Source organism: Thermococcus sp. 21S7 (assembly GCF_012027615.1).
In the GTDB taxonomy this organism is placed as follows: domain Archaea; phylum Methanobacteriota_B; class Thermococci; order Thermococcales; family Thermococcaceae; genus Thermococcus.
This window is the reverse complement of sequence record NZ_SNUT01000005.1, coordinates 89073-101248: the sequence shown is the minus strand read 5'-3', so window position 1 is coordinate 101248 and position 12176 is coordinate 89073. Positions and strand designations below refer to the sequence as shown.

20 protein-coding genes are annotated in these 12176 nt (G+C 49.6%); 13 read left to right on the top strand and 7 right to left on the bottom strand.

Annotated elements, in window-relative coordinates; all coding sequences use genetic code 11:
* The first annotated feature begins 46 nt into the window (after positions 1 to 46).
* The 12 genes from E3E51_RS08975 (at position 47) to E3E51_RS08920 (ending at position 6803) form a co-directional block, all read left to right on the top strand.
* Positions 47 to 709: a hypothetical protein gene (locus tag E3E51_RS08975; protein WP_167912779.1), complete on the top strand. Its 663-nt coding sequence runs from the start codon at positions 47 to 49 to the stop codon at positions 707 to 709.
* 2 nt (positions 710 to 711) lie between these two features.
* Positions 712 to 1023 (top strand): hypothetical protein, encoded by a 312-nt coding sequence (locus tag E3E51_RS08970; protein ID WP_167912778.1) that lies wholly within the window; start codon positions 712 to 714, stop codon positions 1021 to 1023.
* A 92-nt stretch (positions 1024 to 1115) separates the two neighbouring features.
* Entirely contained in the window at positions 1116 to 1502 is a 387-nt protein-coding gene (locus E3E51_RS08965) for a hypothetical protein (RefSeq protein ID WP_167912777.1), read from the top strand.
* Between the two features lie 25 nt (positions 1503 to 1527).
* On the top strand, positions 1528 to 1920 hold the full coding sequence (locus E3E51_RS08960; RefSeq protein WP_167912776.1) for a hypothetical protein: 393 nt from the start codon (positions 1528 to 1530) through the stop codon (positions 1918 to 1920).
* Positions 1921 to 2012: 92 nt separating this feature from the next.
* Entirely contained in the window at positions 2013 to 2705 is a 693-nt protein-coding gene (locus E3E51_RS08955; RefSeq protein WP_167912775.1) for a hypothetical protein, read from the top strand.
* A gap of 314 nt (positions 2706 to 3019) precedes the next feature.
* Entirely contained in the window at positions 3020 to 3514 is a 495-nt protein-coding gene (locus tag E3E51_RS08950) for a hypothetical protein (RefSeq protein WP_167912774.1), read from the top strand.
* A 62-nt stretch (positions 3515 to 3576) separates the two neighbouring features.
* Positions 3577 to 4080: a hypothetical protein gene (locus E3E51_RS08945; RefSeq protein WP_167912773.1), complete on the top strand. Its 504-nt coding sequence runs from the start codon at positions 3577 to 3579 to the stop codon at positions 4078 to 4080.
* A gap of 214 nt (positions 4081 to 4294) precedes the next feature.
* Complete coding sequence (locus E3E51_RS13175) at positions 4295 to 4570, top strand: hypothetical protein (RefSeq protein ID WP_240924303.1); 276 nt, start codon at positions 4295 to 4297, stop codon at positions 4568 to 4570.
* The gene (locus E3E51_RS08935) at positions 4551 to 4937 is read left to right on the top strand and encodes a hypothetical protein (RefSeq protein ID WP_167912772.1); all 387 of its coding nucleotides are present in this window, start codon (positions 4551 to 4553) and stop codon (positions 4935 to 4937) included. Before E3E51_RS13175 ends, E3E51_RS08935 begins: the two co-directional genes overlap by 20 nt.
* Before the next feature lie 166 nt (positions 4938 to 5103).
* Positions 5104 to 6018, top strand: coding sequence for a hypothetical protein (locus tag E3E51_RS08930; RefSeq protein WP_167912771.1), 915 nt, complete (start codon positions 5104 to 5106; stop codon positions 6016 to 6018).
* Positions 5999 to 6385 carry a hypothetical protein gene (locus E3E51_RS08925; RefSeq protein WP_167912770.1) on the top strand — a complete coding sequence of 129 codons (387 nt, stop codon included), beginning with the start codon at positions 5999 to 6001 and terminating at the stop codon, positions 6383 to 6385. The genes E3E51_RS08930 and E3E51_RS08925 overlap by 20 nt, the downstream gene beginning before the upstream one ends.
* A 37-nt stretch (positions 6386 to 6422) precedes the next feature.
* Positions 6423 to 6803 (top strand): hypothetical protein, encoded by a 381-nt coding sequence (locus E3E51_RS08920; protein ID WP_167912769.1) that lies wholly within the window; start codon positions 6423 to 6425, stop codon positions 6801 to 6803.
* 50 nt (positions 6804 to 6853) lie between these two features.
* Here the strand turns inward: E3E51_RS08920 and E3E51_RS08915 are convergent, their stop codons facing one another.
* The 4 genes from E3E51_RS08915 to E3E51_RS08900 all read right to left on the bottom strand — a co-directional run bounded on the left by E3E51_RS08915 (position 6854) and on the right by E3E51_RS08900 (position 9832).
* Positions 6854 to 8227, bottom strand: a complete 1374-nt coding sequence (locus E3E51_RS08915) for an alpha-amylase (protein WP_167912768.1) — start codon at positions 8225 to 8227, stop codon at positions 6854 to 6856.
* A 141-nt stretch (positions 8228 to 8368) separates the two neighbouring features.
* Positions 8369 to 8926: a winged helix-turn-helix domain-containing protein gene (locus E3E51_RS08910; RefSeq protein ID WP_167912767.1), complete on the bottom strand. Its 558-nt coding sequence runs from the start codon at positions 8924 to 8926 to the stop codon at positions 8369 to 8371.
* Complete coding sequence (locus E3E51_RS08905; protein ID WP_014788876.1) at positions 8927 to 9232, bottom strand: DUF211 domain-containing protein; 306 nt, start codon at positions 9230 to 9232, stop codon at positions 8927 to 8929.
* Positions 9233 to 9256: 24 nt separating this feature from the next.
* On the bottom strand, positions 9257 to 9832 hold the full coding sequence (locus tag E3E51_RS08900) for a winged helix-turn-helix domain-containing protein (protein WP_167912766.1): 576 nt from the start codon (positions 9830 to 9832) through the stop codon (positions 9257 to 9259).
* Between the two features lie 203 nt (positions 9833 to 10035).
* On the opposite strand from E3E51_RS08900, the gene E3E51_RS08895 reads away from it, so the two are divergent.
* Positions 10036 to 11445 (top strand): acetate--CoA ligase family protein, encoded by a 1410-nt coding sequence (locus E3E51_RS08895; protein ID WP_167912917.1) that lies wholly within the window; start codon positions 10036 to 10038, stop codon positions 11443 to 11445.
* Positions 11446 to 11453: 8 nt separating this feature from the next.
* Here E3E51_RS08895 and E3E51_RS08890 read toward each other — a convergent pair whose 3' ends face one another.
* The 3 genes from E3E51_RS08890 to E3E51_RS08880 are packed head-to-tail and all read right to left on the bottom strand — an operon-like array spanning position 11454 to position 12161.
* Positions 11454 to 11819: a PIN domain-containing protein gene (locus E3E51_RS08890; protein WP_167912765.1), complete on the bottom strand. Its 366-nt coding sequence runs from the start codon at positions 11817 to 11819 to the stop codon at positions 11454 to 11456.
* On the bottom strand, positions 11809 to 12000 hold the full coding sequence (locus tag E3E51_RS08885) for an antitoxin family protein (protein ID WP_167912764.1): 192 nt from the start codon (positions 11998 to 12000) through the stop codon (positions 11809 to 11811). The genes E3E51_RS08890 and E3E51_RS08885 overlap by 11 nt, the downstream gene beginning before the upstream one ends.
* Entirely contained in the window at positions 11988 to 12161 is a 174-nt protein-coding gene (locus tag E3E51_RS08880) for a hypothetical protein (RefSeq protein ID WP_167912763.1), read from the bottom strand. The genes E3E51_RS08885 and E3E51_RS08880 overlap by 13 nt, the downstream gene beginning before the upstream one ends.
* Between the last annotated feature and the right edge of the window lie 15 nt (positions 12162 to 12176).

Sequence of the window (12176 nt, the reverse complement as noted above, 5' to 3'; positions counted from 1 at the left end):
CCAAGTGAAAACTCTTGGAGTGAACTGCTTGAAGTGGCGTCCTTTGGTGGCAGTCCTTATTGGACTGCCTATGGTTGGAGTGACGGCAGGGAGTGCGATGGCGGCGCCAGTACACAATCAGCCCCGTCCACAAAACCAAGTTGGACTTGGAAGCGTTGTAATGACCCGTCTTGACAGTGCGAGTGGTGCTATCTTGGAGAAGCACCGCCAGTACATCGGGACAGGAGCTGGTTACGCATGGTATTACAAAGTCAAGCACAACGGTAGAGGCTATGTTGATGTCTCTGTATCTAAATGGGTGCCTCTTGGGGGATACATCACAATAACAATAATGCCCGACATGACTACATACTCCTTCAATGGGCACAACTTTAAACTATACTCAATGAAGTCGTTTGGAGTTGGTAATTACAGGTATAAAGTGGTTGTTGCAAATTATGATAGTTGGGTTAGTTTGGGTGGATGGTGGACAATGGATGTAAAATTTGATGCCGGGTATGGAACTCATGGGATTATAACCCTTGGAATGACAGAGTGGCCAATCTTAGACACCATACTGGAAAAATTGGGAATTAAAGGCAAACTTACAAACAAAGGTAAGAAGCTGCTTGAATTCGTTACTAAAGGTAGTACTAATGCGTTAGTTGATACAATCAATTTGCTTTTAAGTGGTTATAATGTAGATGTTGCAATATTCAAGGAGGTGTAAAAATGATTGCGTTCCTTCTTTCTTTTTTATGTGGTGTTTTAGTCTCGGCGACATTGCTAACAGCATTAGTGGGTATATTCCTTATAAAACTTGTAGATTTGAGATACCATGTGTTCTCTACATTCCGCGGAAATATGCTTTTCTTGGTGGGGGAATTATTTGGTGCGGGATTATGGTTGTTCATTTATGGTAATTCTTACTTTGAACAGTGGCATACCATGTGGTGGGTTCCAGTGTTCTTATTCGTTGCATTTTTGGTTAATGCCGTGAGAACATTTTCTAGGAATTACAAAAAATCTTCGGAGGGAGCTTGATGAAAAGTCCCCGTCTATTATTACTCTGGTTCATATCTCTGTTTCTGTGGGGTATCGTTGTTTACTCTTATCAGATTGTGGGATTTTATTGGATGATTGTTGTCCTGAATGGTGAGCTTTCGCGAATATGGTTGGCTGTGTTGGTGGCGGGATTAAGGTTTGTTATTCAATCTGCGCTCCTTTTGGGGATACTTAGACTAATCCTGAAGGCTCTACCTGGCTTGGAAACCTACTTGAAATCAACAGTACCCCTTGCATTAGCCGGCATGACTGGGTCAATATTAAGGTTTTTCTACAATGGTTGGTTGCCTTTTAGGATAATCGTGGAGCAGATAGCTCTAATGTTGGGGTTAATCCTTGCTATGCTACTGCTGGGCAAACGAATTGGCGCCGAGAGAAAATCCTATATATTGTCCAGTTTGTCCTGTACTCTGGTTGGGTTTTTGGTGTTTTTGATCCTTATCCCTATACCCCTTTGACCCTACAAATTAGACGGTGGTGAAAATGAAGCTCTACGGAACTGAAGTTCCCTCTATTTTATTTTTACGCTGGTGGATCGCAGAGCTGGTCTTGGCACTCCTAGGTGGTTACTTCGGGAGCAATGGGTTTCATCCCGTGGCCCTTCTTATCACTGGTTCTTTCTGGCTAATTTTTTCGGCTCTGATGTGGCTCGTATGCTCGGCCTACAGGGATTCAGAGTACTGCATGAGGGAGGGTAAACTGTGGTTCGTCTACTCGGCTGTAGTTCCGGCGTCGAATGTTTTTACATGGATTTTCAAGTTTTACCCATATTCCACCATCGTAATCTCGCTCCTATGGGCGCTGTTGTTGTTCAGAGTTTCCTCTCCATGCAACGTTTTTGTGAATGAATGTCCTAAGCATGACAATGGAATGTAAACCAAAAAAGCAGATGACGACTGCGAGAAGGAAAAGCTTATAAAGGCAAGTTGTTCAGATGGTAATCCAAAAACTTGGGGGAAGTGAACTGAGTGAAGTGGAAACCATTGATGGCAGTCCTCCTGGGACTGCTGATGGTTGGAGTGACAGCCGGGAGTGCAATAGCAATGCCAATCCAGAAGGAACCCATAAAACCCCGACACAACATTGGCCTAGGAAGCGTCCTCATGTCTTGGCTCGTGAGCTATGACAACGCTATAATCTCAAAAAACAGGGAGTATCATGGCAGACTTGGATATGTGTGGCATTACAAAGTGAGACATGGAAAGAGGGGGCGGCTGAGTATATCAGTGTTTAAGTACGTTCCCCTATTTGGCTATAGTACTTATACAATACTACCTGACATGACAATATACAAAGATACATTCGGTGGCAAGAACTTCAAGTTGAAGTCCATTAAGAGCCACAGAGTTCCCGGCACAGGGATTAGATTTAAGACGATAGAAACAAGCTACTCATCATGGCTCAGTGCTGGAGGATGGTGGGAGATAGGCCTGAAGTTTGATGCTGGATACGGCAGGCATGGCATCGTCACCTTTGGAATGAGCAACCTCGACAACTTTATTATAGCGTTCTTGGGTAAACTGGGGGCGGGGAAGTGGGCCGATAAGATCATTGATTTTGTATCCAAGGGCAGTCTATCCTCGTTAGCAGATGCACTGTCAGCGATCATGCTCTTTGCCTCGGGAATAAATATAGACGCAGTGTATTTTACGGAGGTGTGAAAGTTGTCTCTCCTTTATTTTCTTTTTGGGTTTTTACTGGCTTTTAGTCCATTCACAGGGATACTGGCCATACTACTTGGCATATTGTTCGTTAAAATCGATACTAAGTCCAAGCTTGTATATTCACTTGTGGGATTTTTAGCGGGAACTATAGCTGGAATATTCGTGTGGGGAAACTCATGGATTTTTGAGCAACTTAAGTGGGGATATCAAGAACATGGGCTGTGGGGGTTTGTGGGGGGCACGCTGGTTATCCTAGTACTATCCATTATTTTGGCTTGGGCTTTTCGCATGGATCATGGGGGGAACGTAACATGAGACTACACAAGCTTGCTGTTTTGGATTTTATATCAATAGTATTGCTCTATGGAGTAATCGCGTACTCTAATCAAATTCTGGGTTTTTATGCTATGCTCCAAATCATGGGTGCTTCCATTTGGAAAATATGGGTTGCTGTGATTGGAGTGGGAATTAGATTTCTGTTGCAAGTTTCGATAATTGGACTCTTTATATGGGTGACGCTTGGATATAGGATTGGGGCTGGTGAAGTTAAATCTGCATTTGTTCCATTACTCGCGGCTGGAGTTTTCTGTACTATTATGAGATTTATCGGGTATTTTGTTCTGATCAATGTGTATTTCGTTCCGTTAAGAAGTATCCTAGAAAGCATTTCTATGACTGCAGGGTGGTTTTTGTCACTCTATCTACTTGGAAAAGAAATATCGTTGGACCCTTCTACGATAACAAAGAAGTATGCAATAGTATTTGGTATTGGACTACTCGTTTATTTTGTCTTTCCACCGGTTTGATTTTATGTAATGAAATAAATCATTCAAGGTACATGATGTTAACCGGGTATGGAGGCTTCAGGATGAAAGTGAACGAATCGAACTTTATGGGGATCCTATTCGTGGACAATTGGGTTAGGGGATTTGTGGCATCTGTGGGTCTTAGCTTTCTCTTTGGTGCGTTCGCAGTCGCAGGCTCCTTCTGGAGGGTGGTTAAGTTCGTCTTGGTTCTTTTTCCACTTCTCTCGGTGCTAATTTACTTCGCACTTTACCGTTCGGTGATCGGCAAAGGGCTCAGGGAAGAGGGCAAAACTTCTGAGGTTGTGACTAGAGAGGCCGATGCCTACGCCGGCAGGGCGGCTGTTGTGGTGCTCTTTCTGTTCCTCATGGCCTCTATCCTTGGAGCGCGGTTCTTTTCTGAATTCAGCGTATCAATTGCAGTCCTCCTTATCCTTCTGAGCGCAGCAATCTTGGCTTACCTTCACGCAAAGTTCATAACACCCGTCGACATTCCGAGAGAACCGTGGAGAATATCAAAACGCATTTCACGATATGTTCGTGATTTAAAAGGTAAAACTTCTAGATAAAACTTCAGATTCGGGGGAGCATCATGAGGGAGTACATTCACAACAGAAAGTTCGTCCGTAATTTTCTTACACGGTTGGTTGCGGCGGAGGTATTGATGGTGCTCTTTGGAAAGTATGCCCCAGAGGCCGGTGTTAAGTATGGCATCTTATGGTTGCTTGCGATGACCCTATCATTTTATATCTTTACCGTGACGAGTGGCAAACGCTGTCGAGGGTGTATCCTCCAAGAGATGCCGACAGAATAGCCAACAATCTCCTGACGGCGCGCTATATGATAGGGTTCATACCAATAACCGCCGCAATACTGGGAAGATGGTTCGATGGAAACCTCATACTCCTTGGCTCGGCAGGCTTTCTCTTTGCACTGCTGGCGGCAAAGCTCCTCACCGATGCCGATTATCCCCTCAGTAAAGAGGAAAAAGAGAGGATATTCAAGGTGAATCTAGCTAACAGTGCTAACGGTGGTGAAAATGAAGCTCTACGGAACTGAGGTTCCTTCCATCTTATTTTTACGCTGGTGGATTGCCGAGCTGGCCCTGGCACTTCTCGGCGGATACTTCGGAAGCAATGGGTTTTATCCGGAGGCCCTTCTTATCACTGGTTTCTTCTGGTTGGCTTCTTCAACTTTAGAATGGCTCATGTGCTCCGCCTACAGGGATTCGGAGTACTGCTCGCTGGAGAGCAGGGCATGGTTCGTGTTCTCTGCCGTTGTCCCTGCCTCTAACATCTTCGTGTGGGTTTTCGGGTTTTACCCATACTCCACTGCGGTAATCTCGCTCCTCTGGACGCTCCTGCTGTTCAGGGTTGGGCTGGCGTTGGGGGCTGGAAAAACACTCGGCCTTGTGGATTGTGGATAAGTGGATAAGTGGTGCGGGTTAAGCTGAGGACGCATTTGGGTTCTTTCTTACTCAATCCTCTTTCGTCAAATGAAGTCGTTTTGTGGTGGTTGAAGTCCTTTTTTCATGTTTGTTGTAAATTACTATTTGAAGAGAAAAACTTTTAAGGACTTAGATTTTATGTCAATTGAAAACCCTTGGAGGTGAACCTCTTGAAGTGGCGTCCGTTGATGGCAGTCCTCCTTGGACTGCTCCTGCTTGGAGTGACGGCAGGGAGCGCAAGCGCGTCACAGTTTCAAGTGACAACTCGGCCCCAATAACTCCCCAGAACTTCGGAGATAAAGATCAGCTGAGCATATACTTCTCAAAATACGATTCGTATGTCTACGGTGGCAGAATCTGGTTGGCGTTCGTCTGGAGCTGGAGGGGATATACAGAGGCAGGTGATGGCACCAAAGATCCGATAAGGATTGCGATACCCTGGATAATTGAGTATCAGGATGGTACAACTGAGCGCATATTTAAGAGCGATCCTTGGGTTTATGTGAAAGTCAATGAGTTCTACTACAATCCAAAGACAGACGTTGAAATAAAACGCGCGGAGTGGCTGGAGAAGTGGGTGAACTTTAGATTCCCTGATGGTCACGTAGAAAAAGTTAAAATCCACTACAAAGTTATTAGAGTTGATGTGGATGACGACATTGGGTACGGAATAGTCTACGTGGGAGTGCAGCCCAATGATAGGTGGTTGGGTTCAGAGTTCAACATGCCAATGTTTTACCTCCATACTTGGAACCAGTGGGGATTGATTTCCTTGGGCGTGAGTATAGCGGTTAGTGTAGTGATCCATACTCCTCCAGGTATAGGTTGGGGAATACTTTCCGGAACAGTGAGTTGGGGCATCAGCGAACTTTTCCATGACTTCCTTGAAAGTCGTGGATGGGGCATTGGTGCATGGAGAGAACCTAAATATACCAACCCACTGGTAAAGCTCTCTTACAGTGCGTATCCTTACAAGCGCTACTATCCACCGTTTCCACCGTGTAAGAACGGAGTCTGTCCTACCTCATGGGGTGAAGATAATGAAGCTTTACGGAACTGAGGTTCCTTTCATCTTATTTTTACGCTGGTGGATCGCAGAGCTGGTCTTGGCACTCCTAGGTGGTTACTTCGGAAGCAATGGGTTTCATCCCGAGTCCCTTCTTATTACTGGTTTCTTCTGGTTGGCCTTTTCGGCTCTGGCATGGCTCGTATGCTCCGCCTACCGGGATTCTGAGTATTGCTCGCTGGAGGGCAGGATGGGTTTCGTGTTCTCTGCTGTGGTTCCTGCCTCTAACATCTTCGTGTGGGTTTTCGAGTTTTACCCATACTCCACTGCGGTAATCTCGCTCCTCTGGACGCTCCTGCTGTTCAGGGTTGGGCTAGCGTTGGGGGCTGAAAAAACGCTTGGCCTTGTGGACAATAGATAGGACGGGTCACGAATACTAAAAAACAAAACAACGGGTGATGAAAATGGCCTCCGAAAACGCGGTTCGGGTGCTCATGTCGGTTCCAGCCGTTATCCTTGCAGTCGCTGTCCTCGCGGTTAGAGGGTTTTCTCCTGAGACAATGCTCGTTCTGGTCCTTCTCTGGGTTGCGGGTGTCCTCCTCCCCCGCGCCTGGGAGTTCCGGAACGGGAAACTGGAGGGGGCCTTTTTACTCCGGAACGTCCTTCTGTATGCTGCTTTGGTGGTTCTCTGTGGGGCGGAGTACCTGCTCCTTGAGGGGACTGTTTACGGCATCTCGAAGGAGATGGCGATGTTCCTCACGGCCTGGCTTCTCAGTGGGATTTTTGAGTTCCTCTGGCCCGGATTCGCGAGACGGGGAGCCAATCAAGTGTCGTCGTAAACAGAAAACAAGAAGAATGAAAATGAATGAAAACAACTGGAGTGGAGACTTCAGCCCACCCCGCAGTAGCTCCAAACGGAGTAGCCGTACTGGCCGTTGGCCGGGTCGTAGGCGGGGGCCTCAAGGTAGACCCGACCGCTTGAGTCAACCCACTTGTCAATCCAACCGCCGAGGTTGCCAGTGTACTCGTGTATGCACGAGCCTGCGAACTTCGGAACGTAGACCCACCTTCCGGCTTTGCTTGAGCCGAGGTTGATGTAGGTTATCAGTCCCGGCTTGTCCCCGTAGCCGTTTCTCACGAAGATAAGCTCGTCGCTGTCGTAGTAGATGATGTCTGTGCTTCCTCCCGCGAGGTGGTCGTGTATCCAGATGAGGTTCCTGAGCCTGTCCTTGTTGAGCCACTCCTCGTAGTCGCGGTAGAATATTGCCGGCTGTCCCTCATAGGTGAGGATGAAGGCGTAGGCCGGATACTTGTTCCAGATTATGTTGGTATCGTGGTTGGCAACGAAGGTCACGGCTTTGAACGGGTCGCGGCTGACGACCGTGCCTCCGTTCTTGAGGGCGTCCACGAGGGCGGGGATGTTGTTGTTATCGAAGGCCTCGTCCATCTTGTAGTAGAGCGGGAAGTCGAAGACTTTAGCACCGCTGTCGTAGGCCCAGCTCAGGAGTGCATCGACGTTGGTGTCCCAGTACTCTCCAACCGCCCAGCCGCCCCACCGGTTCAGCCAGTCCTTAACGACCCAGGGAGCGTAGCCCTTGACGTAGTCGAAGCGCCAGGCGTCGATGCCGATGCTCCGGAGGTAGGCGGCGTAGCTTTCGTTGCTGGCCCAGAGCCAGTGCTGGTCCCAGCTCTTGTCGTGGCATATGTCGGGATAGCCTCCAAATGTTCCGGAATCGCCCGCGTGAAGCTCGTTCGGGTGGAAGTCGAGGTAGTTGGCCGTGTACTTGCCCGACGCGACCTTCGAGAAATCGGTCCAGGTGTAGCTGTTGGTGAAAGGATTCCACTCCAGGTCGCCGCCGGCGCGGTGGTTGATGACTATGTCCGCTATGACCTTCATGTTGTGAGCGTGGGCGGTGTTTATCATGTTTATGAGTTCCTGCTTTGAGCCGAAGCGGGTCTCGACGGTTCCTTTCTGGTAGTACTCGCCGAGGTCGAAGTAGTCGTAGGGGTCGTAGCCCATCGAATAGCCGCCGCTCATGCCCTTGCTCGCGGGAGGAATCCATATTGCCGAAATCCCGGCGCTCGCCCAGTCGGGTATCTTCTGGGCTATGGTGTCCCACCAGATTCCTCCACCTGGGACGTCCCAGTAGAAGGCCTGCATTATGACGCCGCCGTTCTCAAGGGTTTCCGCCTTCGCAGGAACTGCCGAGACGCTGAGAACTACTAGAAATACGAGAAGTGCAACCAACACCTTTCTGGCCATGGCAGTCACCACCGGATGGTCAGAATATATCACCGATGGTGAAATATTTAAGTTTTGTCTTTAATGTGCATTGGGGAGCGTGATTGTCCACCATGGCGGGCCAGAAACGGGACATCATGTTTCATATGTAGGGATGACCGCCTAGAATCCGACCAGTTTCTTTATCTTTTTTGCCTTCTCGCACAGCTCACAGCTCTGCATGAAAACCAGCATGTTGAGGACGTGGAACAGTTCTATCTCCGTCAGGTCAACTTCCGCCTGCGATATCCTCTTTATTACGGATTGGGAGTTGATCTCAATCTCGTTCAGAACCTCCTTCACGAGTTCTTTCAGCTTTTCTCTGTCTTTTATCTCTATTCCCGCCTTTTCAAGGATTCCCACGAGTCTCTCGGCTTCGACCTGGAGGTAGGCCTGCCTGAATTCCTCGACGCTCTCGTCGGGGTCGGCCTTTATGAGGAACAGTCTGGCGCTTCTTGCGTAAACCCGCTCGTTTCCCCTGACTTCGAGCTCCTCCACGAGTCCGGCGCTCTCTAAAATTTTTACGTGCCTGTATATCGTCGTCCTCTCCTTCCCTATGGCGTCGCTGAGCTCGTTGATGGTCATAGGGTGCTCCCTGAGCAGTTGAAGAATTTTAAAGCGGGTTTCATCAGAGAGCACCCTTACCCTTTCAGGATCGGTTATTATGAGGACTTCCCTCACTCAGTACTCCTCCAGCTTGTCTTGAGGAGTCTCCCCCTCTTCGACGATCTTCTTGCCGGCCGCGACCATGTCTATGCTGTGCACCACGCCGCCGAACTCCTCTATCGTCCTGACTATCTCGTCGTAGTCGAGGTTGTCGCCGACCATCGTTATCTTGACGTTCTCCGTTTCCTTGTCTATCTCCACCAGCGTTATGTTGACGCCGTCAACGCCTTCCAGCTCGCTGAGTCCAAGCGCCAGCTCCGTCACCATCGGCTGGTGCGGCTTAAGCACGTCCAGAACCAGTAACCTTATTCCCTTCGCCATATCCCATCGCTTCTCCTTTCGGCGTCATTTTTTAAGTATTTCCCCCAGCGTTTTCAGGAGTGCCAGGGTCTCCTCGTCGCGGCCCATCCTGGCCATGGCCAGCCACTCGATGGCGTGGATTATGTCCTCGTTGGAGAAGTCCTTGAGGGCCTCTTCGTTGGCCTCGATCTCCTTCGATATCTCCATCTTGTACTCGTGCTCCTTCTTGAGGAGTTCGTCCATAGTGTTCAGGAGTTCATCCTCGTCGAACTCATAGCCAAGGGCTTTGAATATCTCCAGCTTTATCTTGAGCCTTGAGCGGGCGAAGTAGCGGAGCTCCTCGTCTCCGAGGTACATGTTGATATAGAACGCATCGGCCGTTCTTCCGTAGTACTTCTCCACCAGGTTGCCCTTCATCTCGGTCCTCTTGACCTCGACTAAGCCGGCTTCCTTGAGCTTCTCGATGTGGTGGTATATCGTCTGCGGCGTCTTCCCCAGTATCTCGCTCAGCTGGGAGATGGTCATCTCCTTGTTGCGGAGCAGTCCGAGGATCTTTCTCCTCGTGTCCTCAAGCATCAGCTTTATAACTTCCGGGTCCGTTATGACCTTCACTTTTGCCATTTCCACCACCCAATTTAAACGTTCTAATGCTTCTTTTAACGTTATGGCATATAACCCTTTTGCTTTCCCCGGTAGCTTTATATATGTAAAGGTTATGGTTCATTAGGGCTGCAGCTGGACAAAATATCCAGCTCCCCGGATGTACCCATCTGGGGAGGAAGGCTTAAATATGGGCTCCCGAAAAACCTTCGGAGGTGGACAAGATGGAGGCTCCAAGGCTCGATTTCCTGTTTTATCCAAAGAGCGTCGCGGTCATCGGGGCGTCAAACGTCCCTGGGAAGATAGGGAACTCGATAATGCGCTCCATAACGCTCAATTTCGATGGAAAAGTCTACGCCGTCAACGTCAAGGGCGGAGAGGTTGAAGTCAACGGAAAGAAGTTCCAGGTTTACAGGAGCATTAAGGAGATACCCGATGATGTCGACGTCGCCGTCATAGCGGTTCCCGCGAAGTTCGTCCCCGATGTCATAGACGAGTGCGGCGAGAAGGGGGTTAAGAGCGCCGTTGTCATCTCCGCCGGTTTCAAGGAGGCCGGAAGGGCCGAGCTTGAGGAGGAGCTTGTTAAGCGCGCCAGAAAGTGGGGAATAAGGCTCGTTGGTCCGAACTGTCTCGGCGTCACCAACCTCGAAAACGGCTTCGACTGCAACTTCAACCCGCCGGAGAGGCAGGCCAGGCCGCCCTTCGGAAAGGTCGCCTTCATGAGCCAGAGCGGTGCCTTTGGAGCGGCTATCCTCGACTGGGCGGCCAGGGAGAGAATAGGGATGAGCAAGTTCATCAGTCTCGGAAACATGGCCGACCTCGATGAGAGCGACTTCATGGCTTACCTCGGCGACGACCCGAAGACCGGGGTCATCACCGGCTACATCGAGGGCGTCAAGGACGGAAGGAAGTTCTTCAATACAGCCAAGGAGGTCACGCTCAAGAAGCCCGTCGTCATACTCAAGAGCGGTAGAACCGAGGCCGGCGCCAAGGCCGCCGCAAGCCACACCGGTTCGCTCGCAGGTTCATTCAAGATATACGAGGCCGCCTTTGAGCAGACCGGCGTTCTGAGCGCCAAGAGCATGCGCCAGCTCTTCAACTACGCGAAGGTTCTCGCAATGCAGAAGCCTGCGAAGGGGAACCGCGTGGCAATAGTCACCAACGGCGGCGGTGCCGGAGTCATGATGAGCGACGGCCTGCTTGAGAAGGGAATGAAGCTCGCCGAGCTGAGCGATGAGACCAACAGGAAGTTCAGGGAGGCCATAAAGAGGGGTGAGCTTCCGGAGCACATGAGCTACAAGAACCCCATCGACATTATCGGCGACGCCCCGTCGAGCCGCTATGAGATAGCGATGCGCTACGCGCTGGAGGATGAGAACGTTGACGTCCTCGTCGTCATAGCCCTCTTCCAGAGCCCGGCCCTCGATGAGGGAATCGTCGAGGCGATGGCCAGGATGCGGGAGTACGGCAAGCCGATAGTTTTCGTGGCCCCCGGTGGAGACTACCCGCACAAGATGGCCAGGAACATCGAGCTCAAGGGCGTTCCCGTCTACGAGACCGTCGAGGACGGCGTCGATGCGGTCTATGCCCTCGTCAAGTACGGCGAGTGGCTGAGGGAGAACGGGAAGCTCTGACGGGCTTTTCAGACTTTTTCCACAATTTTCATAGTTTTTACTCGTTTAAAGTCGTCATCGAAGGTCGCTATTTTATCTATCCCGTAAAATTCGCAGGTCGATATCTCCAGCATGTTGAAGAGCGAGAAGAGTTCAAATATTGGCTCTAAATCGATGTTGGCCAAAGCTGCTGGGTTTCTTTTAATTTCATAGGATTTCATGCCGGTTTTGGCTTTTATATAGAAGAACATGACCTCCGAAGCAACTATTGGATTAATAAATCCCTTAATCTCGCCGGTTTCCACACTTTCGATGAGGGGCTTGGCCTTTGCTATGCCGCCGAGGTGGTATATGAGAACGTTCGAGTCGAAGAAAACGTTCTCTTTACCACTCATCTTCGATCTCCTCAATTATTGCGTCAATCTTTTCCTTTTCCATTCTCACTACCCCGAAGGTTCTATCCGATATCCTCTGGGGCAGTATCTTGAGGGTAACCTCGCTCCCCTCCGGAACCTTGAGCCTCTTCTTCGGCTTCAGGACGCCGTTTTCATAAACGGCCTCAACTATGACCTCCATGCTCTCACCAGTTTAACTTTTTCATAGATTGCTTTGACCTTTTCTTCTCCAAAAACTTTAAATCCTCTTCCTCCCTTTCTCTTCCCATGCCCGGTGATTGCTTTTGGCCTTGGTGAAGCCCCCCTCTTCTGCCCCGGCTTAGCCTTGAGTTTCGTTTCCACTGGAAATGGAGGTGT

Bases quoted from the DNA above. Each gene is read 5' to 3' on its own strand.
- E3E51_RS08970 (WP_167912778.1), top strand. From the start codon at position 712: ATGATTGCGTTCCTTCTTTCTTTTTTATGTGGTGTTTTAGTCTCGGCG.
- E3E51_RS08965 (WP_167912777.1), top strand. From the start codon at position 1,116: ATGATTGTTGTCCTGAATGGTGAGCTTTCGCGAATATGGTTGGCTGTG.
- E3E51_RS08960 (WP_167912776.1), top strand. From the start codon at position 1,528: ATGAAGCTCTACGGAACTGAAGTTCCCTCTATTTTATTTTTACGCTGG.
- E3E51_RS08950 (WP_167912774.1), top strand. From the start codon at position 3,020: ATGAGACTACACAAGCTTGCTGTTTTGGATTTTATATCAATAGTATTG.
- E3E51_RS08945 (WP_167912773.1), top strand. From the start codon at position 3,577: ATGAAAGTGAACGAATCGAACTTTATGGGGATCCTATTCGTGGACAAT.
- E3E51_RS08935 (WP_167912772.1), top strand. From the start codon at position 4,551: ATGAAGCTCTACGGAACTGAGGTTCCTTCCATCTTATTTTTACGCTGG.
- E3E51_RS08925 (WP_167912770.1), top strand. From the start codon at position 5,999: ATGAAGCTTTACGGAACTGAGGTTCCTTTCATCTTATTTTTACGCTGG.
- E3E51_RS08920 (WP_167912769.1), top strand. From the start codon at position 6,423: ATGAAAATGGCCTCCGAAAACGCGGTTCGGGTGCTCATGTCGGTTCCA.
- E3E51_RS08915 (WP_167912768.1), bottom strand. From the start codon at position 8,227: ATGGCCAGAAAGGTGTTGGTTGCACTTCTCGTATTTCTAGTAGTTCTC.
- E3E51_RS08905 (WP_014788876.1), bottom strand. From the start codon at position 9,232: ATGGCGAAGGGAATAAGGTTACTGGTTCTGGACGTGCTTAAGCCGCAC.
- E3E51_RS08900 (WP_167912766.1), bottom strand. From the start codon at position 9,832: ATGGCAAAAGTGAAGGTCATAACGGACCCGGAAGTTATAAAGCTGATG.
- E3E51_RS08895 (WP_167912917.1), top strand. From the start codon at position 10,036: ATGGAGGCTCCAAGGCTCGATTTCCTGTTTTATCCAAAGAGCGTCGCG.
- E3E51_RS08890 (WP_167912765.1), bottom strand. From the start codon at position 11,819: ATGAGTGGTAAAGAGAACGTTTTCTTCGACTCGAACGTTCTCATATAC.
- E3E51_RS08885 (WP_167912764.1), bottom strand. From the start codon at position 12,000: ATGGAGGTCATAGTTGAGGCCGTTTATGAAAACGGCGTCCTGAAGCCG.